Origin of the sequence: Salinivibrio kushneri (genome assembly GCF_027286325.1) — a bacterium.
Classification (GTDB): Bacteria; Pseudomonadota; Gammaproteobacteria; order Enterobacterales; family Vibrionaceae; genus Salinivibrio; species Salinivibrio kushneri_A.
Genome location: NZ_CP114588.1, coordinates 2,036,110 through 2,060,588, shown reverse-complemented (window position 1 = coordinate 2,060,588; position 24,479 = coordinate 2,036,110). Strand labels below are relative to the sequence as shown.

Genomic DNA, 24,479 nt, shown 5'->3' with positions numbered 1-24,479 from the left:
GCAACGCATGAAATCTCCTGTTGATAGTCAATTTGTACACGATATAAGCCAGCTCGATTCATTACGTCGCCAAGCCGTGAAAGGGGAAGAAGGGGATGAGCAAGCGGCGCTACGTTCAGCCGCCGAGCAGTTCGAGTCCTTATTTACCCAGATGCTGTTCAAGTCAATGCGTGATGCTAATGAAGCGTTTGAGTCTGACTTAATCGACGATCGTACCTCTAAATTTTATGAGCAGATGGCCGATGAACAAATGGCCAGTGAACTAAGCCGAGAGGGCTCACTGGGCCTCGCGGATATGATTGTTGAACAATTAGGGAAAGCGCAAGGCGATAGCCAGCCAGATATGAATGAAGCGGCTCGCGCGTCGGCGCAATCTTTACCATTGGATCAAAACCGTAGCCGAGAGGCAGCAGAAAAGGCAATTGCTGCACTCGATAGTCAGTCTATCGCGCCGCCGGCCGCCAATATCCCCACGCCCCAACGTTCAAAAAGTTTTGACTCTCCGGACTCTTTTGTGAACACGCTGGCGCCACATGCACGTCGCGCAGCCCGAGCGCTGGGTACGGATCCGGCGATTATTCTTGCTCAAGCAGCACTAGAGACGGGGTGGGGGAAAAAGGTTATCGCCAATGCCCGCGATAACAGTCATAACTTGTTTAATATAAAGGCGGATCAACGTTGGGGTGGCGATAAAGTCGCCACACAAACCCTCGAGGTGTATGACGGGATCCCGGTTAAAGAAACGGCAAGCTTTCGCTCGTACCCTTCCTATCAAGAGAGTTTTGACGATTTCGTCTCATTTTTGCGTGACAACCCGCGCTATGAGCAAGCATTATCGCAATCTGCCCAACCTGAACAGTTTATTCGTGAGCTGCATCAAGCCGGGTATGCCACTGATCCTGAGTACGCGGATAAAGTGATCCGCGTCCTCGATCAGGTCCGCGGCATGATGGACTAAGAGAGCGGCAGGCAAGGGCTTGCCGTTTTGCTTTTTGCTCTCTTTGTTGAGGCTTGAACGTCTACTAACGTCATAATAATAAACGACTTTTATTTTTTAAAGTCCCTTGGCTCAATTTTTGCTTGTCTTCTACTATCTCGTTTTAATTGTCGGGTTATTTGGAGGCACAATGGGCTTGGACCTGCTTTCCCTTGGGTCGCAAGGCGTACTGACTGCGCAGCGACAGCTGAATACAACAGGTCACAATATCTCTAACGTGAATACGGAGGGATATAGTCGTCAGTCGGTTGAGCAAAAAACCAATGATGTTCAGTTTTGGGGCGGCAATAACTACGGCACTGGTGTCCATGCCGCGGCAATACGCCGTAACTATGACAAGTTTGCGGTTAACGAATTAAATGTCTCGACGTCAAACCTCTCTCATGCTGCTGCCCGCAATGAACAGCTTGGGCGGCTTGACGATATGATGGCGCATTCGGCCAAAAAAATACCCGAGAATATGAACGAATTTTATGGGGCGGTCAAAGGACTGGCAGATAGCCCCAGCGACATGGGCGCTCGTAAAGTCGTGCTTGAGAAAGCGCGTATGGTCGCTTCTGGTATGAACGATGTTTATGGTGTGTTGCAGCAGCAATCGATTGATACGTCCTCGCAAATTGATGCCACCGTCAAACGAATGAATGACATTGGCCAAGAGTTGGTGGATGTGCATAAAGCCATACTAAAAACGCCCGCCGAAGCCAATGACTTGTTAGACCGACATGACAAGCTTATCCGAGAGCTCTCTGAATACACGCAGGTGAGTGTGAACGCGCGTGAGGATGGGTTATTCAACGTGATTATCGGCAGTGGCCATATGTTGGTGTCTGGCATGAACAGCAGTGAACTGACCACCTTGCCGGGTAAGCCTGACCATCAAGAGCGCCGTTTGGCGTTGGTGGAAGGGAAGACAGTGAAAGCGATTTCTAATCAAGACATCCGCGGGAAACTCGGGGCATTGTTTGAATATCGTGATGATACCTTAGGACAAGCGCGAGACGAATTAGGTCGGATGGCGATTGGTTTTTCCCAATCACTCAATGACTTACAGAGTCAAGGGTTCGATCTTAACGGCGAGGTTGGAAAGAACATTTTCACCGACTTTAACAGTGACCGTATTGCCAGCGCACGGGTGATCCAAAACGGTGATTCTACCGCTGATTTAAAAGTCTATATTGATGATCTTCAGCAGCTCAAGCGGGGGGATTATCAACTTAAATTTGATGGCACCCAATATACCCTGACATCACCGGATGGAAAGCAATCGACGGTGACACCAAGTGGTACCCCGCCTAGCTTTAATGTCGACGGCATGCGAGTGCAAGTGGATGCTGGCTTGGCGGCCAATGAACGCGTGTTGATTCGTCCCGCTCGCTCAGCAGCAGGACAAATGCGAGTGACCATGGAGGATCCGGCGGATATCGCGGCGCAAAGTTATGTCAGTGCAAGCTCGGTGAGCCATGGCGACGGTGATGTGCGAATTTTACAAGCTGGTGGACAAAAAGAATTTCAAGTTCGGGTCTCCCCTGATGGCAGCCAATTTGCGGTGACCGATCCTAAGGGGCAAGTTTTGGTCGCACCACAGGCCTACCCGCCGGGTGGACCGATTGATGTCAACGGCACCATCATTGAGATCAATGATAAAGCGGCGCCGGATGATGTGCTGGCTATCAGCCTTATCCCGGCTGATGGTGACAATAGTAATCTCATCCGTATGCAGGAGCTGCAAACGGAAAAGCTGATGGATAACGGTCGCTCGACGGTGCTCGATGTCTATGAGGGACTAAGTACCGATCTTGGGGTGCAAAAAGCCTCTTATGAGCGTCTGCAAGATGTGAGTATGGTTGAACACGATGCCGCAGAAAGTCGTGTGGCGGAAGTGTCTGGGGTGAACCTGGATGAAGAAGCGGCCAATATGATGAAGTTTCAGCGCGCGTACATGGCGGCGTCACGGATTATGACCGCCGCTAACGAAACATTTGACTCTCTGCTCAATGCAACGCGATAAGGTAGGACAGTATGATTAGTCGTATTGCCAGCTTTCACAATTACCAGTCGGTCTCCAACGACATTATGCGTCAGAATGTGAAGGTGCAGGATAACCAAGAGCAGATGGCGACGGGGAAACGTGTTATTACATCCGGTGATGATCCGGTGTCGTCTATCTACATTCAAAACTTTCGCCAGCAAGATGAGCAGATTGACCAATTTATCGACTCGATAACGTTGGCGCGAAACCGACAAACTCGCGAAGAAATCGCGATTGATGAGTCCGAACAGCTCATGGACGGAGCGAAACGCAAAGTGATGGCGATGATCAACGGCTCGTTATCAGTGGAAGACCGCACCGCGCATCGGCAAGACTTGCAAGGGATGTTTGATAACTTTATGGACTTGGTGAACACCAAGGATGAGTCAGGCAATTTCTTGTTTTCCGGTACCCAAACCAGTACGCAGCCTTTTTATCGTGATAGCCAAGGCAACGTGCGTTACGCGGGGGATAGTTACTTTCGTACTGCCCAAGTAGCCCCTGCGGTGGAAGTGCCGACGTCTGATCCAGGCGATAAACTGTTTATGGAAATTGATAATCCTTTTGGTGATTATCAGCCTGAATACGATCTCGAAGATGGGTCTCTATTGCTGATGGCGAAAGCGGAAAACACCAATGATGCGGATACCTCTAACTATTCGGTGTCTTTTGATGTTAATGCCAATGGGGACACCACCTACTCCTTGATGCAAGATGGCACTGAAGTCAGTGCTGGGCTGTATGATCCTCAAAACGGCGTTGAGTGGAACACGCTGAAAATGACCTTCGAGGGCGAGATGAAGCCAGGCGATACCATCAACCTAGAAAGGCAAGACAGCTTCAATGTTTTCGACTCGTTTAAAAATGGCGCCGCGCTGTCGTATGCCGATATTGATGATGCGTCTGCCACGGCGGAACTCCACCAGGTGACCGAACAGTTTGCGGCGGCGTTCAAGCATTTGAACAAAGCACGCTCAGAAGTGGGCACGCGACTGACCACCTTAGATCGGCAAGAAAGTATGCACAAAGACTTTAAGTTGGTGCTTAACCGCTCACTGGGCACCATGGAAGATCTGGACTATACCCAGGCGGCCATCGATATGAACGAGGACATGCTCGCGCTGCAAGCGTCCCAACAGGCCTTTGCCAAAACCAAAGATCTCTCGCTGTTTAATTATATCTAATCCAAAGCGTAAGCCTTTGGTTGTCACAAGGTGTCGAGGATAAGAGAAAAACGGGGTCGCATCAGCGGCCCCGTTTTGTGTTGCGATTGGGTGTTTCCCGCTCTAGGAGCAAAGATCGCTTACCATGCGGTGCGCCATGGCATTAAGCAGGGGTTGTTTATCTTTGAGCATGGGCGGGTAACTGAACGCGTACTCATGGTTCCCCGGCATCGCATCAGGGGTTTGCATATCACTGTGCTGGTGGCCGGCAAAAAACACATAACACGGTGTGCCAACAGCGACAGTCAGCCTATGTACCGCTGTCCCTGCGGTAAACACTCCAGACAGTTGTTTGATTGTGTGCGCTGTCCCCATAAAATCATTTTTAAGATCCAGTCCCGGCAAGGTGACGATCTCAACGCCCGTTTGCTTCTTGATTTTACTGAGCTCTTTATCACACTCGCCATATTGTAAATTAACAAACTGGGCGTTAGGGCAAAGCTGGCGCATGGTTTTTATCCAGCCAGCCAATTCGTCAGCCACTAAATAGTGAATATTACGGGTGGCGGCGGCGAGACCACTTCGCCAACACACACCAAACACGGGGCCCTGTTGATGCAGCTCAGCTAGCGGGGCGATCCAAGGCGCATCGGCGGCGACATCTGGGACAATATAGGTTTGTTGATAGAGGTGACGCCCAAAGTGTTGGTAGCACAGGCCCGCCAACGACCCACCGGCAATCCAACTATCAATATCGGCTAGGACATGTTCTGGCACAAAAATATCTTTTCCGTCAGTGCGAGAAATGGGCACAATTTCCGTGCTGGGGAAGGCTTGGCGTAACAGGGGCTCTAAGCGGGGATCACAGCCGACATACACTTTCCGAGCGCGTTCAACCACCATGGCAACATTGTGAAAATAAGCCAGTTCATCCCCAACCCCTTGCTCGGGCATGATAAGCACGGCATCGGTCTCTGGCCGAGACAAGTTCCAACGGGGTAAGTTGCCGTGATATTTGAGGCGGCGTCCGCATTCAATCCCAGCCTCATTGGCTTGATAAAATTTCTCCCAGGCCATTTGCGTACGATAGACAAACGCCAGATTAAATCGTAGTGCCTGATCGTCGGGCTGAGAGGCTAGCAGGGCCTCGAGGCGCTGCTGAGCTTGGTCAATATTGCCCATATACCAATCCAGTTCACCCAGTTGGGCATTTAACGTATTGGCTTGTGTGTCACTGACATAATTCAGTGCCTTAAGATGGACTTGGTAGCAATCGGTTAATTTATCTTGAGTAAATTGATGGTGCTGCTTGAGCAGTTCGAAGGTGGCACGGGCATAGGCATAATGTAATTCACCGCGCTCAGGTTCATCACGCAAACACTGTTTGGCCAATTTGCTTGCTTCTAGCCAGTTAGCTTCATTGAGATAAACCACCAGGAGTTGACGCAAAAATGCCGTGTCTTGTGTTTGCTTATAGGTCGTTAAACAGCGCTGGCGCGCGCTGGCATACTCCCCCAGTCCCGCTTCTGCGCGGATGAGTAGCAGTTGCCAAACTGGATGAGCCTGTGCTTTTTCACTGCCACGTAGTAGCAATTGTTGTGCTTTGCCGAACGCTTTCTGATCCAATGCTTGTTGCGCCAATGCCATCAGCGCCGGTGGGTAATCTGGCTCCAGCGTGAGTATGGTTTGGTAAAGCTGCTCGGCTTGGTCACTGTGCCCATCAGCGACCAAATCAGCTGCCACTGACAAGGTTTTGTTAATTTCATCGGCCAGCCCTTGGTTTTTTAGCTGGTGGAGCTCGTCACGCAAAGCGTGCGTTCGACGACTTTCTCCCTGTAGGCCGAGTTTGGCCGTTAACTGCTCACGCAGATTAAGGATGTCCTGATTGGTAGGAGCGGCGGCAAACAATGTCTCAACCAGCTCCATGGCCGCGTGATTATGCCCTTGTTGCGTCAATACCTGTGCCTTATCGAACAACAAAGACAGATCGTCAGGGGCATGTTCAAGCGCATGGTCAAGGTGAGCCATTGCTTGCGTGTACTGCCCTGCTTCCGCATCCAGCACGGCCAGTACTTGCCGCACTTGCACGGTATCGGGTGCGTGGCTCAGTATTTGCTCGAACACTTGCCGCGCGTCGGTTTTATTCCCTTCTTGGTAAAGACGAATCCCGAGCTGGAAGGCATCATCCAGCGTCATATTAGTGTGGCCGTCGTTGTCTTGCGTCATCGGTTACATCGTCCTGTTATCCGTGACAGCCTCGCGCATTACAGCAAGAGGCTGGCGAGCATCGATAAGCCAATAATTTAGCAAAAAATATGCCTTCCGTCCGGCTGTTGCTCGAAGTTGGCCGCTAACTTGCAGGCCACCGATCACATAGACGGCAAAAAGCTAGGCGAGGCATTGCCGCACCTTGCCGCTAAGCACAGAAAAGCGGCAGGGTTTTTCGAGTCAATCTTGGCTGATAGGACAATTTAATCACTTTAAATTATTGATTTTTAACTAATTATAAAAGTTGGCACACATATTGTATTTATTCGAGCAAGCGGCCAGTTTTTGAACGGGCTGATTTTGAAACTGATTAACAAGCTGTTCCCGCAGCACCGCCAAACACAGTGCAACACGTCGCGGGTAGGCTGTTTCGCAAAGCAAGCGAAAGTCAAAGGAGAGCAAAATGGGTGTAACAGTTAACACCAACGTGTCTGCGATGACTGCGCAGCGTTACCTGAATAAAGCGACCGATGAGTTGAATAATTCAATGGAACGTCTGTCGTCAGGTAGCCGGATCAACAGTGCTAAAGACGACGCGGCGGGTTTGCAGATCTCTAACCGTTTGGTTGCCCAAACACGAGGCCTTGATGTGGCAATGCGAAACGCCAATGATGGTATTTCTATTGCGCAGACTGCCGAAGGGGCAATGCAGGAATCGACCAACATTTTGCAGCGTATGCGGGATCTTTCCCTCCAGTCTGCAAACGGTGCCAATGGTAAATCTGAGCGTGTCGCTATCCAAGAAGAGGTAGAAGCACTCAAAGATGAGCTTAACCGGATCGCTGAAACCACTGCGTTTGGTGGCCGTCGATTACTTAATGGCTCGTTTGGGGAGGCCTCATTTCAAATTGGTGCGGATGCCGGTGAGGCGATCATCATGGGCCTATCGAGTATTCGCGCTGATGATTTCCGCATGGGGGGGGTCGAGTTCACCGGTACCCAGCCTAAATCGGCAGGATGGGAAGTGGATCCGGCGGCGGCAACGTTGCAGCTGCAGTTTACTACCAAAGATGGCCAAAACGTGAGTATGGCCATCGCAGCGAAAGCGGGTGATGATGTCGAAGAACTGGCCAGTTACATCAATGGTCAGTCTGGCGAAATGTTAACCGCATCGGTGGATGAAGAGGGTCAACTCCAAGTCTTTATCGAAGAGCACAAAGTTGAAGGTGCCGTTACTTTTGGGGGCGGACTGGCTACCTCATTGGGGATGGTGTCTGGCAATGGTGACTTGGTCACCGCCGCCGACCTTGATGTATCGGATGTCGGTGGCGCGCAAATGGCAGTGGGGGTGATTGACTCGGCCATGCGTTATATTGATAGCCAGCGTGCGGACTTGGGTGCGAAACAAAATCGACTCAGCCACACCATTAGCAACTTGTCGAATATTCAGGAAAACGTGGCTGCATCGAATAGCCGGATCCGTGATACCGACTTTGCCCGAGAAACCACGGCAATGACCAAAGGGCAAATCCTGCAGCAGGCCGGTACCTCGATGCTGGCGCAGGCGAAACAGATGCCGCAAGCGGCTCTGAACCTTCTGCAATAATTCTTCTTCATATCAGCACACTAAAAGCGGCAATCGGTTGCCGCTTTTTTTTGTGTCATTTTTTCTCAAAATCTTCCTAAAGATATTTCTCCTTTGGGCGTTAACCTTCATAGCGCCTTACGGCAGTGGTGTAAATGCACCGCCAAGCACCGACAAAAAAAGCTAAAGCTTTCTCAACGTGCGCCGCTAAATGGGTTGTGAACAATTTTGATACTGGTTTTCCCTGGTCAGCTGGGCGAAGCCGGACCTAGAACCAAAGGAGAATAGTTATGGCTATTACTGTTAACACTAACGTCCCTGCGATGACTGCTCAGCGTTATTTGAATAACTCAACCGATGCGCTGAACAACTCGATGGAGCGTTTGTCATCCGGTTCTCGCATTAACAGTGCTAAAGACGACGCGGCAGGCCTTCAGATTTCTAACCGTTTGATGGCTCAAAGCAGTGGTTTGGGCGTGGCTGTTCGAAATGCGAACGACGGCATCTCAATGGCGCAAACCGCTGAAGGTGCGATGGAAGAGTCAAGCAACATTTTGCAACGTATGCGTGACTTGTCACTGCAATCAGCTAACGGTGCCAACGGTGATGCAGAGCGTAGCGCAATCCAAGAAGAGGTTGTCGCGCTGAAAGACGAGCTGAACCGTATCGCAGAAACGACCTCGTTCGGTGGTGCTAAACTGCTTAACGGTACCTTCGGTACGCGCTCTTTCCAAGTGGGTGCAGACGCCGGTGAAGCTGTGATGATGGAGTTTAAAAACATCCGTGCAGACCACAGCGAAATGGGTGGGGCAAGCTTCACTGCCGCTAACGCCAAATCAGCAGGCTGGACAGCGACTGCGGGTGCCACCATGGCAATCAATATTACCAATGCTGACGGCACGTCCACGTCTATCAATGTGACGGCCAAAGGTGGTGATGATATTGAAGAAATCGCAACCTATATCAACGGTCAATCTCAAGACAAGCTGAGCGCGTCTGTGACTGAAGATGGTGAGCTGCAAATCGTAACCGGTGCTGGGTCAGATGCAACCTTCACGGGTGCTTTGGCAACATCGCTAGCGATGGGTACCAAAGTGGATGAAACCATTAAAGATGTTGATGTTTCGTCTATGGGTGGCGCGCAAAAAGCCGTGGGTATGATTGATAACGCGATGCAGTTTATCGACTCTCACCGTGCGGAATTGGGTGCGAAGCAAAATCGCTTGAGTCACACCATTGCCAACTTGGATAACGTTAATGAAAACGTCTCGGCCTCTAACAGCCGTATCCGTGATGTTGACTTTGCCAAAGAAACAACCAACTTGACCAAGTCACAAATCTTGCAGCAATCTGGTACCTCTATTTTGGCGCAAGCCAAGCAGGCACCACAAGCCGCACTGAGCTTGCTCGGTTAACCATTCACGAGCGGCGGCCTAATCGCCGCCGCTACGTTTTGGGAGGTGAATAGCGATGGACATTTCATCCGTTACAAATTCATCCCTGCCGCACTCAGCACACTCTGATGGCACAAAGGTTGCTAGAGATGTAAGAGTTGGAAAAGTACGCCCAGATCCGGTCAGCCAGCACCAGCAGGCAGAGCGTCGTGAGGCGAGAGAGTCAATGCAACAACGCCGTGTAGAGCAGTCACAGCGCATTGAGGAAAATCGTCAGCTACAACGCAAACAACTGGAGAAGTTGGTAGAGCGGCTCGATGAGTTTATGTCCGACTTTAACAAAGGGCTCGCATTCCGTTTGGATGAAGACACAGGACGCAGTGTGATCACCGTTTATGAAATGAACAGTGGTGACATTATCCGTCAGATTCCAGAGCAGGAAATGTTAGAGCTTGCTAAGCAATTGTCGCAACACGCGCGAGGGCTTGTCACAGAAAAGGTATAACGAGGTGAGAGAGTCGTTATGAGTGTTAAGGCAGCAGGCATGGGTGGTGGCATGGATATTAACTCCATGGTCACTAAAATCGTGGATGCTGAGCGTGCACCCAAACAAGAGCGTATTGTCAAACGCATGAATGATGTCGAAACCGACATCAGTGCGTTTGGCCGCTTAAAAGAATCTCTCGATAAACTCAAAACCCAAATGTATGACTTTCGTCGCAACGAAGGTTTTGCGGCGAGAACCACATCCGTTAGCAATCCAGACGCACTTGGCGCCAGCGCGACGCCAGATGCCATCCCCGGTCGTTATCAAATCGATGTTCAGCAATTAGCGGGTGCACATAAACTTGTGTCACCCGGTGTTGATGCTGACGCGTCTCTCGGGAGTGGCAAGCTCACCATTACCATGGGTAATCGCACCAGCGTGATCGATGTTCCCCAAGGCAAAGACAGCTTGGCAGACATCGTGCGTGCGATTAATAGCGACCCTAAAAACCCAGGTGTACAAGCGTCACTGATTCAAGATGATAGCGGCGCACGCATGGTGTTGAATGGCAACAAAACGGGGGCGGAGAATCAGGTGGAAGTCAATGTTGATGCGCAAGTGGGGAGTGCGCTTCATCAGTTAGGCTTCAAAGCGGGACAAGCCAATAATGGCATGGCACAAATGCAAGCCGCACAAGATGCCAAAATACTGATTGATGGTATCGCGTCAGTCTCCAGTGCCACGAACACCTTTGATAATGCGATCGAAGGCGTATCACTGGAAGTCACGCAAACCAGTGATAAACCGCTGGCACTCGCCGTTGAACATGATCGAGAGTCTGTGCGTTCGACCATTACGTCGTTCGTCGATAATTACAATGCGTTTTTCCGTGTCTCACAAGCGGTCAGTAAGTATGACCCTGAGACCCAGCAAGGTGGTCCTTTGGTGGGGGAAAGTGTCATTCGAACGGCAACCAGTCGATTGCGCAATCTTTTCTCGTCACCGATTGAGCAAGCCCCAGAGGGAATGAAAACCCTGAGTGAGCTGGGTGTCACTACCACTATGGACGGTCGTCTAGAAGTCGATAACAAGGTACTAGACCGGCAACTGCGTCAAAACTTTAACGCATTGGAAGGTTTTTTTGGTGGCAATGATGGTTTTGCGCGTCAGCTTGAACAAGTCGTCGGCGGCTTTACGGGCGCGGGCGGAGCGATCAGTAATCGTGAGAGCACGTTGTCAGAGCAAAAGCTTCGCCTTCGTGATGACCAACGAGAGTTAGACCGACGCATGGAAAATTTAGAGTCGCGAACCATGCAGCGCTTTTCTGCGATGGAAGAAGCGACATCGCAAATGCGTTCACAGTTACAAGCTATGCAAAACATTATGCCGGGTTAATGATGACCCAGGTATCCGAATGGCTCGACGCACTCGAAGCGATTGATGAAGCAATTGCCCAACAATTGAACATGAGTGACATTGATTCAGAAAAACTGGCTCAGCAATTGCATGACAGACAAGCGTTACTTGATCAGATTGCAGCGTCGCCACAAGCGCCGAATCAACAGCAATGGTCTCAGGCGTTATCAAGAACAGAAACGCTCATTGATGCACTCGAGGGGCAGAAAGCCGATGCTGCCAAGCGCTTGTTACAGCAGCGCAAGGGGAAGCAGTCTGTGCAGCTGTATAAGAAATTTCAATAAGTGAGGAAGACTATGAGAGGCTCACTACAGGCCTATAAGAAGGTCTCGGTTGACAGTCAATTAAGCGCTGCGTCGCCTCATAAGGTTATCCAAATGCTGATGGCCGGCGCGATCGAGCGCTTAATTCAAGGCAAAGCTGCCATGGCACAAGGCGACTTATCCGTCAAAGGTGAGCGGTTAGGTAAAGCGTTAGATATCATTATTAATCTACGTGCATGTCTATCAATGGATGATGGCGGCGATATTGCTGATAACTTAGACGCCATCTATGACTTTATGATTCGTCAGGTGAGTACCGCGAATTTGGAAAACAAACCGGAACCCATCGACGATGTGATTGAGCTGTTAAGAGAGATTAAATCCGCTTGGGACCAGATTCCTTCCGAATACCATAATATGACTCAAGCGACCAGTTAAACTGCCTATCAAACTACTGACATGGCACTGGAGTCACAGGTTTACTGTGTCTCCGGTTGCCTTATGCGCGTTCTCTATTACAATGTCTTGATTAAAATTGAGATTGTTGTTGCTTAAAAGCGACACAATTATAAAAAGTTATCAGGGCAGACGTATCTCACACATGCAAGATTTAGCAAAGATCCTCGTTATCGATGACGATGACCAGTTTCGTCACGATCTCGGCGTGATACTCGACTTTATCGGCGAGCGTTACGCGCTTCACTCGACCACAGATGTCAGTGATGCACTTTGGGAGCAAAACTGGGGCGCATGTTTTCTTGGCCACGTCCGCTCGACACCGTTACTTGAAAAAGTACTTGAGCAGCTTGCTACCTATCATCACGTTCCTGTGATTGCGATTCGACGCCACGATCGTGAACTTTCAGGGTTACCCAACTATGTCGGTGAACTCGGGTTACCTTTGAACTACCCGCAATTATTCGATGCACTCCATCACTGCCGCGAGTTTGCCGGTAAACAGGCTTTCAGTATTCCACAATTGTCTGGCGATAATACCGCCTTTCATAACATGGTGGGTAAAAGCGACGCCATCGAACAGGTCCGTCATCTCATAGAGCAGGTCGCTTCTACCGAAGCCAGTGTTTTGATCCTCGGTGAATCTGGTACCGGAAAAGAAGTCGTGGCGCGCCATGTACACCATGCCTCGTCACGCGCGTCTGGCCCCTTTGTGCCTGTTAATTGTGGTGCGATTCCAGGCGAGTTGTTGGAAAGTGAACTGTTCGGCCATGAGAAAGGCGCCTTCACGGGGGCGATATCAGCGCGTAAAGGGCGCTTCGAGCTAGCGGAAGGCGGAACGCTGTTTTTGGATGAAATTGGCGACATGCCGATGCCAATGCAAGTCAAATTGTTACGCGTGTTGCAAGAGCGTACGTTTGAGCGCGTGGGAGGAAACAAAAGCATTCGCGCCAATGTTCGTGTCGTTGCCGCGACCCACCGTACGCTAGAAACCATGATCAAAGACGGTGAGTTTCGGGAAGATTTGTATTACCGACTCAATGTCTTCCCGATCGAAATGCCGGCGCTACGCGAGCGAATCGATGATATCCCGCTATTAATCCATGAGCTAATGTCTAGGCTTGATGTGGAAGGGAATGGCCGGATCCATATTTCCCCTCGGGCGATTAATTCGTTGATGGAACATGAATGGCCAGGCAATGTTCGCGAGCTGGCGAACTTGATTGAGCGTTTGGTTATTTTGTACCCAGGACAAATGGTCGATGTGAATCATTTGCCAGCTAAATATCGTTACAGTGATATTCCTGAATTTCAGCCTGAGGCCTATTCGGTCGAAGATACTGAGATGGCTGAACGCGATGCCCTCACCGCGATGTTCCATGAGCCGGACGAGCCTGCTTTCGAAGAGGACATGCCTGGCTTTGCGGATAGCCCCGGCCTGACAAATTTGCCGCCTGAGGGCGTTAATTTGAAAGAAACCCTCGCCGAGGTCGAGATTGATTTGATTAAGCAGGCGCTAGAGGCGCAGTCTGGTGTGGTTGCTAGGGCGGCTGACATGCTGAGTATGCGGCGCACGACACTGGTAGAAAAGATGCGAAAGTACGGTTTGAACAAGGAAGAATTAATCTAGATCGACGAGGCGTCAAAAAGCGGAGTCAAAAAAATGACTTCGCTTTTTTGTCTCCAAATGGCTGATAATGTTAGCGATTTTTATGGCATAATCTCTGCTTAAGTGAGTAAAACCTTGATCGAAATGTGTGTTGCCTAAATGGAAACCCAATCTTCGCCACTGGGATCAGTGGATCAACAAGTCACTCGGTATAAGCAAGTTCTCGATGTGATGCCAGCAGGCGTTATTTTGCTTGATGCCAATGGCCGTGTCGCTGAAGCCAATCCAGAGGCGCATCGCCTCCTTGGGGAGCCGCTCACTCAGCAGCGCTGGTTTGATGTGATTCAACGCGCATTCTCACCACGAGATGATGATGGACACGAGGTCTCTCTCAAAGATGGCCGTCGGGTGAAGCTTGCCATTTCAGCGTCCGATTCAGGGCAACTTATCTTGATCACCGACATGACAGAAACCCGTTTATTGCAGTCGCGCGTTAGTGATCTGCAACGGTTATCGTCGTTGGGAAAAATGGTGGCGTCGCTGGCACACCAAGTACGTACTCCGCTTTCTAGCGCGATTTTATATGCGTCGAATCTAGGGGCGCCCAACCTTAATGATGCGACGCGGCAACGCTTTCAATTCAAACTGTTAGACCGGCTACATGACTTGGAAAAGCAAGTGAACGACATGTTGTTGTTTGCTAAGGGTGGCGACAACAAAGTGGTTAAAGTGTTTACCGTTGAACAGTTATTTAACGAGTTCGAGCCTATGGTGGATGCGGTTATTCAAGGTCACGATGTTGATTTTGCTATCAATAGTGATGATGAAAGTCTCTCGTTGCTCGGTAATCCTAATGCATTGGCCAGCGCGCTCAGTAACTTGGTCGTCAATGCCGTCCAAGTGGCAGGCAAGGGTTGCCAAGTGGTGGTGGATTCGCGCCAACAAGGCGATAATTTATTGTTGTCTGTTGCGGATAATGGCCCTGGGATTGCGCCTGAACTGCAAGCGAAAGTGTTGGAGCCTTTTTTTACCACACGACAGCAAGGTACAGGTCTAGGCCTCGCCGTTGTGCAAATGGTGTGTCATGCCCATGATGGCAAACTCACCTTACAATCCGAGCCTGAAAAAGGGGCCTGTTTTACATTGTGTTTGCCGATCGTCAAAGGGGCGGCGGCAGAGCAGGGTAAGAGCGTAGGAGAAACACAATGAGCCAAACCACAGTGCTAATCGTTGAAGATGATGAAGGCTTGCGCGAAGCGCTTGTCGATACCCTGGCATTGGCTGGATACCATTGGCGTGAAGCGGACAGTGCGGAACAAGCCTTGGTCACTTTAAAATCCGAGACGATTGATATCGTTGTCTCAGATGTGCAGATGGCGGGCATGGATGGCTTGGCGCTGTTGCGCTCAATCAAAACGCATATGCCGAATTTACCTGTTTTGCTGATGACGGCCTATGCCAACATTGAAGACGCGGTGGCGGCGATGAAAGAAGGCGCCATTGATTACATGGCCAAGCCGTTTGCCCCTGAGGTCTTGCTTAATATGGTTAGCCGGTATGCACCGGTGAAAAACGATGACTCGGATGCTATCGCAGAAGATCCAAAAAGTGTTGCTTTGCTAGCGCTCGCCGATAAAGTCGCCAGCACGGATGCCAACGTAATGATCCTTGGCCCATCTGGCTCAGGGAAAGAAGTGATGGCACGTTATATTCACGATCATTCGGGACGCTCAAGTGCGCCTTTTGTCGCGATTAATTGCGCTGCTATTCCGGAGAACATGCTGGAAGCAACCCTTTTTGGCTATGAGAAAGGGGCATTTACCGGGGCCGTGCAAGCGTGTCCGGGGAAATTTGAACAGGCCCAAGGCGGCACTATCTTATTGGATGAAATCAGTGAGATGGATTTGGGGCTGCAAGCCAAGTTGCTCCGTGTGTTGCAAGAGCGCGAGGTAGAGCGTTTGGGGGGCCGTAAAAGCATTCAGCTTGATTTACGGGTACTGGCGACCAGTAACCGTGATCTAAAAGACTATGTCGCCCAAGGCCACTTTCGCGAAGACTTGTATTACCGTTTGAATGTGTTTCCGATCACTTGGCCGGCGTTGCAAGAGCGTCCAGGGGACATTATTCCACTGGCGAACTATTTGTTGTCACGCCACTGCCAAAAGCAAGGGTTGCCTTGCCCGACGTTACACCCAGATGCAGAGCAAAAATTATTGAGTTACGCATGGCCGGGTAATGTACGGGAGCTGGACAACGTGATGCAACGTGCCTTGATACTGGCAACCCAATCTCATATTCAAGCGACAGACATTTTACTCGAAGGGCAAGACTGGCAAGATGCCTCAAGTTTACAAAGCAAGGTGATGGATAGCCAATCAACCGTTTCGACGGCAACGCCATCTTCCGTACCCAGTCATGATGCGATGGAAGCGCAGTCTAATGGTGCAGGGTTAGGCAATGAATTACGCGATCAGGAGTTTTCCATCATATTGGAGACCATTCGAGCCTGCGAGGGGCGGCGTAAAGATGTGGCAGAGCGCTTAGGGATCAGCCCCAGGACACTGCGTTATAAGCTCGCCAAAATGCGCGACGCAGGGATTGATATTCCCCAGTAATCACACAGAGTCGTCAGCCTTTGCGAAAGTGGTCTCAAAGTTGCACATAGTAAGATGACTGATGAAAATCTGACTGAATTGACAAAATATTGACACAGGAAGGATCGACGATGAAAGCGAATGCCTTGACGCAAGAGATGCAAGCCATGGCGGCAGCGGCAAAGAATGTCTCTCAGCCTGCAACCGGTCAACAAGTCAGCCAAGAATTTGGCGATATGCTTGCCAGTGCGATTAACCATGTGAATGGATTACAAAAAACCTCGGGTGAGCTTGCCACACGGTTCGATGAAGGTGACCGCAACGTAAGCTTATCGGATGTCATGATAGCTCGAAACAAGTCGAGTGTGGCGTTTGATGCCACCGTGCAAACGCGCAACAAGTTAGTTGAGGCGTATAAAGAACTCATGAATATGCCTGTTTAATGTAGGAATTAATCAGTGGCTGAAGAGAACCAAAACACCGATCTGGCGGTTTCAGATGGCGCAGCAGCACTGCCATCGACCGATGCGGCATTAGACGCAGAGCAAAGCACGCAAGATCCGGACGCATCAGAACAGTCAGCATCGTCAAACTCGATATTTGGCGATCTCGACATGGTGCGCCAGTTGATCTTGGTGTTAGCGGTTGCGATTTGTGTCGCACTGATCATGATGCTGTTTTTCTGGGTGCAGGAACCCGAAATGCGGCCACTGGGTACGTACGAAACAGAAGAACTGATCCCTGTTTTGGATCACCTTGACCAGAACAAAGTTGAATATCAATTAGATGGTAATACCATCCGCGTTCCCTCAAGTGATTATTCCTCGATTCGGCTCGATCTGACCCGTGTTGGTCTCAATACCAGCACGGCGGAAGGCGATGAGATCTTGCTCAACGATATGGGGTTTGGGGTTTCACAAAAGCTTGAACAAGAACGTCTTAAACTCAGCCGCGAACGTCAGCTTGCCGCCGCCATTGAAGAAGTGCGGCAAGTGCGAAAAGCACGTGTCTTGTTAGCGATGCCTAAACAGAGTGTCTTTGTGCGCCACAATCAAGAGGCGTCAGCCACTGTCTTTTTGACGTTGGGGGGCTCTAACACCCTTGGCCAAGAGGAAGTAGACTCCATCGTTGATATGGTCGCCTCAGCGGTCCCGTCGCTTAAACCCACGCGTGTCACAGTGACCGATCAGCATGGTCGCTTGCTAAACTCTGGCAGTGAAGATCCCGCTTCCGCCGCACGACGCAAAGAATATGAGCTGGAGCGCAAGCAAGAGCGCCAGTTGCGTGAGAAAATTGACTCGATATTGATTCCTGTATTAGGGCTGGGGAACTATACCTCGCAAGTCGACGTGTCACTGGATTTCAGTTCACTGGAAGAAACGCAGCGTCAGTTTAACCCGAATACGCCCGCCACCCGCAGCGAATATACCCGTGAAGACTACAATGGCTCGGACCGAGTCGCGGGGATCCCAGGGGCACTGAGCAACCAACCACCGGCCGATGCCTCCATTCCTGAAGACGTCAGGGATCTTAAAAATGGCGCAGGCGGTACCGGATCAGTGAGTCGTGAAGCCACCCGTAACTTTGAATTAGACACCACGATTCGTCATCGGCGCGCGCAATCAGGCGTGATCGACCGGCAAACGGTTTCTGTCGCGGTGAACTTTAAACAAAGCGTCGATCCTGAAACGGGCGATACGGTTAAGCAGCCTTTGTCAGATGACGAACTAGCCAAAATCCGCCGTCTCTTAATGGGCGGGGTGGGCTTTAGCGAACAACGTGGGGATGTGCTTGAAGTGATCGCCGTCCCGTTTGTTGAGCCAGAGCAAGCGGCAGAGCAAGATGTGCCGATTTGGGATCACCCCAACTTTAATGACTGGGTACGTTGGCTAGCGGCTGCCTTAGTGATCATTGTGATTATCGTGGTCTTGGTGCGTCCAGCGATGAAAAAGCTGCTGTATCCAAATACCGACGAAGATGGCAATACGGTAGGTCCCAATGGCGAAATCCTTGGCCCGGACGGCTTACCTATCACCCCAGATGGCGATGATGTTGGCTTGATAGGTTCTGAGCTTGACGGTTCCAGCAACTTTGCGATGTCAGCGTCAGATGTTGAGCTACCAAACCTCCATAAAGATGAAGACTTGTTAAAAGCGGTGCGGGCGCTGGTGGCCAATGAGCCAGACTTGGCCGCACAAGCGGTGAAAAATTGGGTAACCGAAGATGGCAAATGAAGTCGCAACCACAGGCGGTGATGAGCAAGCTGGCTCAAACTTCGATATAAGCTCGTTGAGTGGGATTGAAAAAGCCGCCATTTTGCTACTCAGTTTAAGTGAACAAGATGCTGCGAGTATCATCCGCCACCTTGAGCCGAAACAGGTTCAACGGGTGGGCGCGGCGATGACCTCAATGACGGATCTTAACTCGGATAAAGTGGCTGCCGTCCACCGTGCCTTTTTAGAGGAGATCCAGAAATACACCTCGATCGGTATGGGCAGTGAAGACTTTGTGCGCAACGCTTTGGTGGCTGCCTTGGGTGAAGACAAAGCGAATAACCTAGTCGATCAGATCTTGCTGGGCAGTGGCTCGAAAGGGCTGGATTCACTGAAATGGATGGATCCGCGCCAAGTGGCCAGCATTATTATCAACGAGCACCCGCAAATCCAAACCATCGTCTTATCCTATTTGGATCCCGAACACTCAGCGGAGATCCTCTCGCAATTTGTAGAGCGTGATCGTCTCGATTTAATGATGCGGATTGCCAACCTTGAAGAAGTGCAACCAGCTGCGCTCCATGAATTGAATGAGATCATGGAGAAGCAGTTTGCAGGCCAAGCAGGGGCACAAGCGGCCAAGATTGGTGGCTTGAAAGCAGCAGCGGAAATCATGAACTACATGGATAACAGCGTCGAAGGGGTGTTGATGGACTCGATTCGCGATCAAGACGAAGAGATGGCCTCACAAATCCAAGACTTGATGTTCGTATTTGATAACCTGATTGATGTGGACGATCGCGGCGTGCAAACCTTGCTACGTGACGTACCACAAGAAGTGCTGCAAAAAGCGCTTAAAGGCGCGGAAGATAACTTGCGCGAGAAAATCTATCGCAACATGTCAAAACGTGCAGCCGAGATGTTGCAAGATGATATCGAAGCCATGGGTCCAATCCGGGTTTCAGACGTGGAAGGGGCGCAGAAAGAAATCCTGTCTATTGCGCGCCGTCTCGCTGATGCCGGTGAAATTATGCTTACCGGAGGCGGCGGCGATGAGTTCGTCTAAGTCGTTTTTGTAAGGGGCAACGATGAGTTTAGAAAAACGCCGTGGCTATATCCGCGTTGATGAGGCCGATGCCGAAAGCATTGATAAGTGGGCATTGCCCCCTTACAACGAAGGCGAAAACCTGCCCAAAGACACCGCACTCAATTACGATCCCAGTTGGGAGCCGGAGGTTGAGGTAGAGCCGGAGGAAAACGAGCCTGCTCCCGAACCTTTAACCGCCGATGCCCTCGATGCCATTCGCCAGCAGGGTTATGACGAAGGGTATGAAGAAGGCAAGCAGCTGGGGCATGCCGAGGGGCTCGAGGCTGGTTTAGAACAAGGGCATGAGAAAGGCCATGAAGAAGGAAAAAAGGCGGGATTTGAGCAAGGCCTCGCCGATGGGCAAGCGCTGATTGAAGCGCGTTGCCAGCAGCTTGACAGCATACTCAATCAGTTAAGTCATCCGTTAGAAAAGCTGGATATGGATGTTGAGCAACAACTGTTGGTGATGGTCCAGACCTTGACCAAATCATTAACAGGTGTGGAGCTAGCCACGAATCCTCAGGTGATTCTACACACCTTACGTGCCGCCATTGCCGCTTTGCCAGTGGCCGATCACCCTGTCACTGCTGCTTTGCACCCAGATGACTATGCCATTGTCACCGACGCGTATGACGACGATATGCTTGCAGCCCGCGACTGGACCTTGCAATCAGAGCCCGCGCTCTCGCGTGGAGATGTCCATGTAAAAGCCAAAGATTCAGTCGTCGACTACCGCTATGCTGACCGCGTGGACGCGTTGTTACGAGAGTTTCAAGGGCAGAATCAACCCCGCCAAGCGGCGTCATCAGACGCTGAAACGGTAGAGCCTGTCGATAGCGGCGCCTATGCCAACGAACCGGCGGCCCCCGAGCACGAGCCGTCAAGTGATGAACCTGTTGAGCGAGAAGCCACACAAGCGCCGCAAGATGAAGCCGCGTCGACTGAGGATCCAGGACAATCATAATGAGCCAACTTGCTGAGCGGTTAAAACAATGTCAGCTTGATAATTTAGCCCCCAAGCCAGTGGCATCGGGGAAATTGGTGCGTATGGTTGGGCTGACACTTGAAGCTATAGGCTGTCGCGCACCCATTGGTTCTGTTTGCTCGGTTGAAACCCTTAACGGAACCATTGAAGCTGAAGTGGTGGGCTTTGCTGGTGAGCTTTTATATCTGATGCCCAACGAGCAAGTGTCAGGGGTGTTGCCAGGGGCAAGAGTGACGCCCTTGTCCGAACGTAGCCAGCTTTCCGTTGGTATGGAGCTCTTGGGGCGTGTTATCGATGGTATGGGGAATCCTCTGGATGGCAAGGGCGATATCTACACGGATAAGCAAGCAAGTTTAGAGGGCATGCCGATAAACCCCTTATCACGTCAACCGATTCGTGAGCCGCTCGATGTTGGCATCAAAGCGATCAATGGTCTATTGACGGTAGGAAAAGGGCAGCGCATTGGCTTGTTTGCCGGCTCTGGGGTAGGTAAATCAGTCACCTTGGGGATGATGACACGCGGTACCACTGCGCAAGTGGTGGTCGTAGGCTTGATTGGCGAGCGTGGCCGAGAAGTGAAAGAGTTTATCGACGATATCCTCGGAGAGGAAGGCCGCGCCCGAGCGGTAGTGGTTGCCGCGCCAGCCGATGCCTCACCGTTGGTGCGGTTGAAAGGCTGTCAAACGGCGTTGACTATTGCGGAGTATTTTCGCGATCTTGGTCTTGATGTTCTCTTATTGATGGACTCGTTAACGCGGTTTGCGCAGGCTCAGCGCGAAATTGCGTTGTCGGTAGGCGAGCCGCCCGCGACCAAAGGGTATCCACCTTCAGTATTTGCGCGCTTACCTTCGCTAGTAGAGCGCGCGGGGAACGGTGCCGTTGGACAGGGGTCTATCACGGCCTTTTTTACCGTACTGACGGAGGGGGATGATTTACAAGACCCTATTGCCGATGCGGCACGAGCGATACTCGATGGTCATATTGTGCTATCTCGCGAGTTGGCCGATAGCGGTCATTATCCAGCGATTGATGTCGAGCGTTCGGTCAGTCGAGTGATGCCCAACATTACCAGCGATGAGCAAATTCTGATGTCGAAAGCGGTGCGGCAAGTGTTGTCCGTGTGCCGTAAAAATCAAGATCTGGTCTCGATAGGCGCCTACAAACCGGGCAGTGATGCGGCGGTTGATCAGGCGTTTAGCTTGAAGCCTAAGCTCGACAATTATCTGCAGCAAGGGATCAAAGAAGTGGTTCCTTTTGATATGTGTGTCAATATGTTGCGTTCAACCTTACAGGGATAACCGATGGCCGATCACGCACTTCAGTTGCTGTTAGAGAAAGCCCAAGAGGATGAAAAGCAGGCCCAGCTCAGTGTGAGCGCGGCTCAGCAATCACTTGATGATTACTATCGCCAGTTGGAGCAAATTGAACAGTACCGGCTTGAGTATTGCCGTCAGATGTCTGAGCGTGGTCAGTCAGGGCTATCGGCCAGCGCCTTTGGTCATTTAAATAAATTCATTGTTCAGCTTGATGAAACCTTGGCAAAACAAAGAGATGCAGAGCATCAATTTAAAGATCATTTAGAGCAGTGCCGTCAGACATGGCAACAAACCCGCCAGCACCGGCAATCACTAGAATGGCTGATAGAAAAACGAGAACGTGAGGAAGCAGAGCGTGCTCGTTACCAAGAACAACGACAAATGGATGAAATGGCAGCGATTATCGCACGTCGACGTCCCTCGCCCTTCTCTTCATCATAAAATGGCGCGATAATTGCTTTCTCATTACCGACGCGCCAGCTGATGCCAAGCTGACGCATAGGTAACCATAGGTAATGATGAGAAACTTATGACGCAGTCAATGCTGACACTTTCCAATGTTTCGAGTAAAACCCAGTCTGCGCCTAAAGAGGGCGCGTCCAGTGAGGTGAAAGGAGAGCAAAGTGCCGGCTTTTTGTCCGCTTTGCATCAATCCCTCAATGGAAGTGAAGGACAAGAGGAGTCAATCAAGCTTACCTCTGATGGCAAAACCTTACTCGTTGATGGTCAGGCAATTGATGCGGAAGCCATGTTGGCTGACGGTGTGTTCAGCGAGGCTGAGATGGAAAAAATTGCCGATATGACGGCAATGGAAGAAAGCCAATCCTTATTAATGCGCTTGAACCAAGCCGCTGAAATGCTCACTGGCAAATCCTTGCCTGCCGGTGGTGACACCAAGGCATTATCTGCCGATGCATTACCGATAAGCGACGCTGACAACATCGAGCGAGTCGGTCGCCAGATTCAAGAGGGTGAAGTAGACAAACAAGCACTGCTTGCTGAACTCTCTAAAGCGTTGCCGGATGAGGTTTCCGCTGAGGAGGTATTGGCACAGTTGTCGCCCGAACAACTCGCAGCCTTAGTCGCCCAGGTTAAAGCAACGCAAGATCGTAGCGCAGGAGCATTAGAGCAAGGTGCTGGGCGCCAACTTGCGCTTGATAGTAGTGGTGAGGCGGCCAAAGGGGGACAATCCCAGTTGACGGATGGGTCGGCGATCAAGTGGGCGGCCATGAAGGCGCAGCAGGAGAGTCAACATGGGGCTGCTAAGATGGCGCCCGGCGAGCCAACCTTAGGCGATCCTTCAACAGCCAATAAAGAGCCTGCGCTCAAAGACTTGTTAGCCAAAGAAGGGGCGATGACTAAAACGAATGAACTGGCTGATAAGCTGCGACAGGCGACCGGCCAGCAACAAAACATGGCAAACCCTGACGTAAAGGGTGGCGCAGCAGGCAACCCGAATGCCGCTTCGCTGCTGGCGGGGCAAAACAGTCAGTCAGACGGTCTGAGTAAAGCGGCGTTAAAAGCGATGGCAGAACAGGCGGTTCAAACTGACGCAGCCTTGGCTGCAGGCAGCGCAGCAAGCGCGGCGGAAGGTGCCTCGCGAGGCGAAAACTTGGCCCAGCAGCTGGCAAGCAGTCTAGGCACACCAAGCGCGAACGCGGCGACAGCACGACAAGATATCCAGGTAGCTCAAAGTGCGCAGGCCCCGCTACCTTTGGGGCAAACGCCTAGCGAAGCTGGCGCGGCATTGACTGAGCGAATCAATGTGATGTTGTCCAAAAACCTGAAGCAGGTAGATATTCGTCTCGACCCGCCTGAGCTTGGGCGGATGCAAATTAAGCTGGGGGTCAATAATGACCAAGCGTCAGTGCACATAACGGTTGCCAACCAGCAAGCGCGTGATGCGGTCGAACAGGCGATGCCGAGACTGCGCGATATGTTGCAGCAACAGGGGCTACAGTTAACCCAAGGCTCTGTGCAGCAACAAGACAGTGGCGCGCAACAGATGGCTTCAGGCCAGCATGGCAATGGTGCCAGCCACGCAGATGGGGCGCCACTCGGTACGACAGGGCCGGATGATAGCGATGATACAATGCTAACCGGACAAACGCTGAGCGTCTCTCACAGTGACCGCGCTGTCGATTACTATGCTTAAATAACAAGGAGCAAGAACAGCCATGGCAGATGATAACGCAACCCCAGAACAAGGCGGGAGTAAGAAAAAGCTGATCATTATTATTGTCGCTGCCGTTGTGTTGCTCGCGGCGGCAGGCGGCGCGGCGTTCTTTTTCCTGTCCGGTGATGACGGCAGCCAAGAAGACATTGTCCTCGAAGAGCAAAGCAATGCGCTGCCGGCGATTTATGTCACCTTACCTAAACCGTTTGTCTTTAATGTCACTGGGGATGAGCAACAGCGACTGGTGCAAGTCAATACCCAGTTGTTAGTGCGTGGTGCTGAAATGGAAACCTTGGCCAAAGAAAACTTACCGCTGATTGAGCACGCGCTTCTTAACACGTTTGGTGCAGCAACAGTCGAGCAACTGCGCACGCCACAGGGGCAGCTCGAAATTCGCCGCCAATCGGCAGAAAATGTGCGCGCGGCTTTAATCAAAGTAACGGGCGAGCCGGTGGTTGAGCGGGTGCTCTTCACTGGATTTGTGATGCAATAGGTGATGAT

At 51.1% G+C, this 24,479-nt stretch carries 21 protein-coding genes; 20 read left to right on the top strand and 1 reads right to left on the bottom strand.

Annotated features, from left to right (window positions below; all coding sequences use genetic code 11):
• The first annotated feature begins 7 nt into the window (after positions 1-7).
• From flgJ to flgL, 3 genes are all read left to right on the top strand, one after another.
• A complete protein-coding gene (gene flgJ, locus N8M53_RS09680; protein ID WP_269578637.1) occupies positions 8-958 on the top strand; it encodes a flagellar assembly peptidoglycan hydrolase FlgJ in 951 nt (316 codons plus the stop codon).
• A gap of 169 nt (positions 959-1,127) precedes the next feature.
• A complete protein-coding gene (gene flgK, locus N8M53_RS09675; RefSeq protein ID WP_269578636.1) occupies positions 1,128-3,005 on the top strand; it encodes a flagellar hook-associated protein FlgK in 1,878 nt (625 codons plus the stop codon).
• 11 nt (positions 3,006-3,016) lie between these two features.
• On the top strand, positions 3,017-4,210 hold the full coding sequence (gene flgL / locus N8M53_RS09670; RefSeq protein WP_269578635.1) for a flagellar hook-associated protein FlgL: 1,194 nt from the start codon (positions 3,017-3,019) through the stop codon (positions 4,208-4,210).
• Positions 4,211-4,312: 102 nt separating this feature from the next.
• On the opposite strand, the gene N8M53_RS09665 is transcribed toward flgL, so the two are convergent.
• Complete coding sequence (locus tag N8M53_RS09665; protein ID WP_269578634.1) at positions 4,313-6,415, bottom strand: tetratricopeptide repeat protein; 2,103 nt, start codon at positions 6,413-6,415, stop codon at positions 4,313-4,315.
• Between the two features lie 445 nt (positions 6,416-6,860).
• Between N8M53_RS09665 and N8M53_RS09660 the strand changes: the two genes are divergently transcribed.
• The 17 genes from N8M53_RS09660 to fliL all read left to right on the top strand — a co-directional run bounded on the left by N8M53_RS09660 (position 6,861) and on the right by fliL (position 24,471).
• Complete coding sequence (locus tag N8M53_RS09660) at positions 6,861-8,003, top strand: flagellin (protein ID WP_046074957.1); 1,143 nt, start codon at positions 6,861-6,863, stop codon at positions 8,001-8,003.
• Positions 8,004-8,272: 269 nt separating this feature from the next.
• On the top strand, positions 8,273-9,397 hold the full coding sequence (locus tag N8M53_RS09655; RefSeq protein WP_269578633.1) for a flagellin: 1,125 nt from the start codon (positions 8,273-8,275) through the stop codon (positions 9,395-9,397).
• Between the two features lie 55 nt (positions 9,398-9,452).
• Positions 9,453-9,881 carry a flagellar protein FlaG gene (locus tag N8M53_RS09650; RefSeq protein WP_077665896.1) on the top strand — a complete coding sequence of 143 codons (429 nt, stop codon included), beginning with the start codon at positions 9,453-9,455 and terminating at the stop codon, positions 9,879-9,881.
• Between the two features lie 18 nt (positions 9,882-9,899).
• Positions 9,900-11,258, top strand: a complete 1,359-nt coding sequence (gene fliD / locus N8M53_RS09645; protein WP_269578632.1) for a flagellar filament capping protein FliD — start codon at positions 9,900-9,902, stop codon at positions 11,256-11,258.
• Positions 11,258-11,563: a hypothetical protein gene (locus tag N8M53_RS09640; RefSeq protein ID WP_269578631.1), complete on the top strand. Its 306-nt coding sequence runs from the start codon at positions 11,258-11,260 to the stop codon at positions 11,561-11,563. Before fliD ends, N8M53_RS09640 begins: the two co-directional genes overlap by 1 nt.
• Positions 11,564-11,575: 12 nt before the next feature.
• Complete coding sequence (fliS, locus tag N8M53_RS09635; protein ID WP_046074953.1) at positions 11,576-11,980, top strand: flagellar export chaperone FliS; 405 nt, start codon at positions 11,576-11,578, stop codon at positions 11,978-11,980.
• A 163-nt stretch (positions 11,981-12,143) separates the two neighbouring features.
• Complete coding sequence (locus tag N8M53_RS09630; protein ID WP_269578630.1) at positions 12,144-13,628, top strand: sigma-54 dependent transcriptional regulator; 1,485 nt, start codon at positions 12,144-12,146, stop codon at positions 13,626-13,628.
• A 138-nt stretch (positions 13,629-13,766) separates the two neighbouring features.
• Positions 13,767-14,816 (top strand): sensor histidine kinase, encoded by a 1,050-nt coding sequence (locus N8M53_RS09625; RefSeq protein WP_269578629.1) that lies wholly within the window; start codon positions 13,767-13,769, stop codon positions 14,814-14,816.
• Positions 14,813-16,222, top strand: coding sequence for a sigma-54-dependent transcriptional regulator (locus tag N8M53_RS09620; protein WP_269578628.1), 1,410 nt, complete (start codon positions 14,813-14,815; stop codon positions 16,220-16,222). The genes N8M53_RS09625 and N8M53_RS09620 overlap by 4 nt, the downstream gene beginning before the upstream one ends.
• Positions 16,223-16,332: 110 nt before the next feature.
• On the top strand, positions 16,333-16,644 hold the full coding sequence (gene fliE, locus N8M53_RS09615) for a flagellar hook-basal body complex protein FliE (RefSeq protein WP_046074949.1): 312 nt from the start codon (positions 16,333-16,335) through the stop codon (positions 16,642-16,644).
• Positions 16,645-16,659: 15 nt separating this feature from the next.
• A complete protein-coding gene (gene fliF, locus N8M53_RS09610; RefSeq protein ID WP_269578627.1) occupies positions 16,660-18,435 on the top strand; it encodes a flagellar basal-body MS-ring/collar protein FliF in 1,776 nt (591 codons plus the stop codon).
• A complete protein-coding gene (gene fliG / locus N8M53_RS09605; protein ID WP_269578626.1) occupies positions 18,425-19,480 on the top strand; it encodes a flagellar motor switch protein FliG in 1,056 nt (351 codons plus the stop codon). Before fliF ends, fliG begins: the two co-directional genes overlap by 11 nt.
• A 22-nt stretch (positions 19,481-19,502) precedes the next feature.
• Complete coding sequence (locus N8M53_RS09600) at positions 19,503-20,465, top strand: flagellar assembly protein FliH (RefSeq protein ID WP_269578625.1); 963 nt, start codon at positions 19,503-19,505, stop codon at positions 20,463-20,465.
• On the top strand, positions 20,465-21,784 hold the full coding sequence (gene fliI / locus N8M53_RS09595) for a flagellar protein export ATPase FliI (protein WP_269578624.1): 1,320 nt from the start codon (positions 20,465-20,467) through the stop codon (positions 21,782-21,784). Before N8M53_RS09600 ends, fliI begins: the two co-directional genes overlap by 1 nt.
• Before the next feature lie 3 nt (positions 21,785-21,787).
• Positions 21,788-22,243, top strand: coding sequence for a flagellar export protein FliJ (fliJ, locus tag N8M53_RS09590; RefSeq protein WP_269578623.1), 456 nt, complete (start codon positions 21,788-21,790; stop codon positions 22,241-22,243).
• Positions 22,244-22,331: 88 nt separating this feature from the next.
• The gene (locus tag N8M53_RS09585; protein ID WP_269578622.1) at positions 22,332-23,957 is read left to right on the top strand and encodes a flagellar hook-length control protein FliK; all 1,626 of its coding nucleotides are present in this window, start codon (positions 22,332-22,334) and stop codon (positions 23,955-23,957) included.
• A gap of 22 nt (positions 23,958-23,979) precedes the next feature.
• Entirely contained in the window at positions 23,980-24,471 is a 492-nt protein-coding gene (gene fliL, locus N8M53_RS09580) for a flagellar basal body-associated protein FliL (RefSeq protein ID WP_269578621.1), read from the top strand.
• The last annotated feature ends 8 nt before the right edge of the window (positions 24,472-24,479 follow it).

What these genes read in the sequence shown, in the direction of transcription:
- flgJ (WP_269578637.1), top strand. Translation starts at nt 8, where the DNA reads ATGAAATCTCCTGTTGATAGTCAATTTGTACACGATATAAGCCAGCTC.
- flgK (WP_269578636.1), top strand. Translation starts at nt 1,128, where the DNA reads ATGGGCTTGGACCTGCTTTCCCTTGGGTCGCAAGGCGTACTGACTGCG.
- flgL (WP_269578635.1), top strand. Translation starts at nt 3,017, where the DNA reads ATGATTAGTCGTATTGCCAGCTTTCACAATTACCAGTCGGTCTCCAAC.
- N8M53_RS09665 (WP_269578634.1), bottom strand. Translation starts at nt 6,415, where the DNA reads ATGACGCAAGACAACGACGGCCACACTAATATGACGCTGGATGATGCC.
- N8M53_RS09660 (WP_046074957.1), top strand. Translation starts at nt 6,861, where the DNA reads ATGGGTGTAACAGTTAACACCAACGTGTCTGCGATGACTGCGCAGCGT.
- N8M53_RS09655 (WP_269578633.1), top strand. Translation starts at nt 8,273, where the DNA reads ATGGCTATTACTGTTAACACTAACGTCCCTGCGATGACTGCTCAGCGT.
- N8M53_RS09650 (WP_077665896.1), top strand. Translation starts at nt 9,453, where the DNA reads ATGGACATTTCATCCGTTACAAATTCATCCCTGCCGCACTCAGCACAC.
- fliD (WP_269578632.1), top strand. Translation starts at nt 9,900, where the DNA reads ATGAGTGTTAAGGCAGCAGGCATGGGTGGTGGCATGGATATTAACTCC.
- N8M53_RS09640 (WP_269578631.1), top strand. Translation starts at nt 11,258, where the DNA reads ATGATGACCCAGGTATCCGAATGGCTCGACGCACTCGAAGCGATTGAT.
- fliS (WP_046074953.1), top strand. Translation starts at nt 11,576, where the DNA reads ATGAGAGGCTCACTACAGGCCTATAAGAAGGTCTCGGTTGACAGTCAA.
- N8M53_RS09630 (WP_269578630.1), top strand. Translation starts at nt 12,144, where the DNA reads ATGCAAGATTTAGCAAAGATCCTCGTTATCGATGACGATGACCAGTTT.
- N8M53_RS09625 (WP_269578629.1), top strand. Translation starts at nt 13,767, where the DNA reads ATGGAAACCCAATCTTCGCCACTGGGATCAGTGGATCAACAAGTCACT.
- N8M53_RS09620 (WP_269578628.1), top strand. Translation starts at nt 14,813, where the DNA reads ATGAGCCAAACCACAGTGCTAATCGTTGAAGATGATGAAGGCTTGCGC.
- fliE (WP_046074949.1), top strand. Translation starts at nt 16,333, where the DNA reads ATGAAAGCGAATGCCTTGACGCAAGAGATGCAAGCCATGGCGGCAGCG.
- fliG (WP_269578626.1), top strand. Translation starts at nt 18,425, where the DNA reads ATGGCAAATGAAGTCGCAACCACAGGCGGTGATGAGCAAGCTGGCTCA.
- N8M53_RS09600 (WP_269578625.1), top strand. Translation starts at nt 19,503, where the DNA reads ATGAGTTTAGAAAAACGCCGTGGCTATATCCGCGTTGATGAGGCCGAT.
- fliI (WP_269578624.1), top strand. Translation starts at nt 20,465, where the DNA reads ATGAGCCAACTTGCTGAGCGGTTAAAACAATGTCAGCTTGATAATTTA.
- fliJ (WP_269578623.1), top strand. Translation starts at nt 21,788, where the DNA reads ATGGCCGATCACGCACTTCAGTTGCTGTTAGAGAAAGCCCAAGAGGAT.
- N8M53_RS09585 (WP_269578622.1), top strand. Translation starts at nt 22,332, where the DNA reads ATGACGCAGTCAATGCTGACACTTTCCAATGTTTCGAGTAAAACCCAG.
- fliL (WP_269578621.1), top strand. Translation starts at nt 23,980, where the DNA reads ATGGCAGATGATAACGCAACCCCAGAACAAGGCGGGAGTAAGAAAAAG.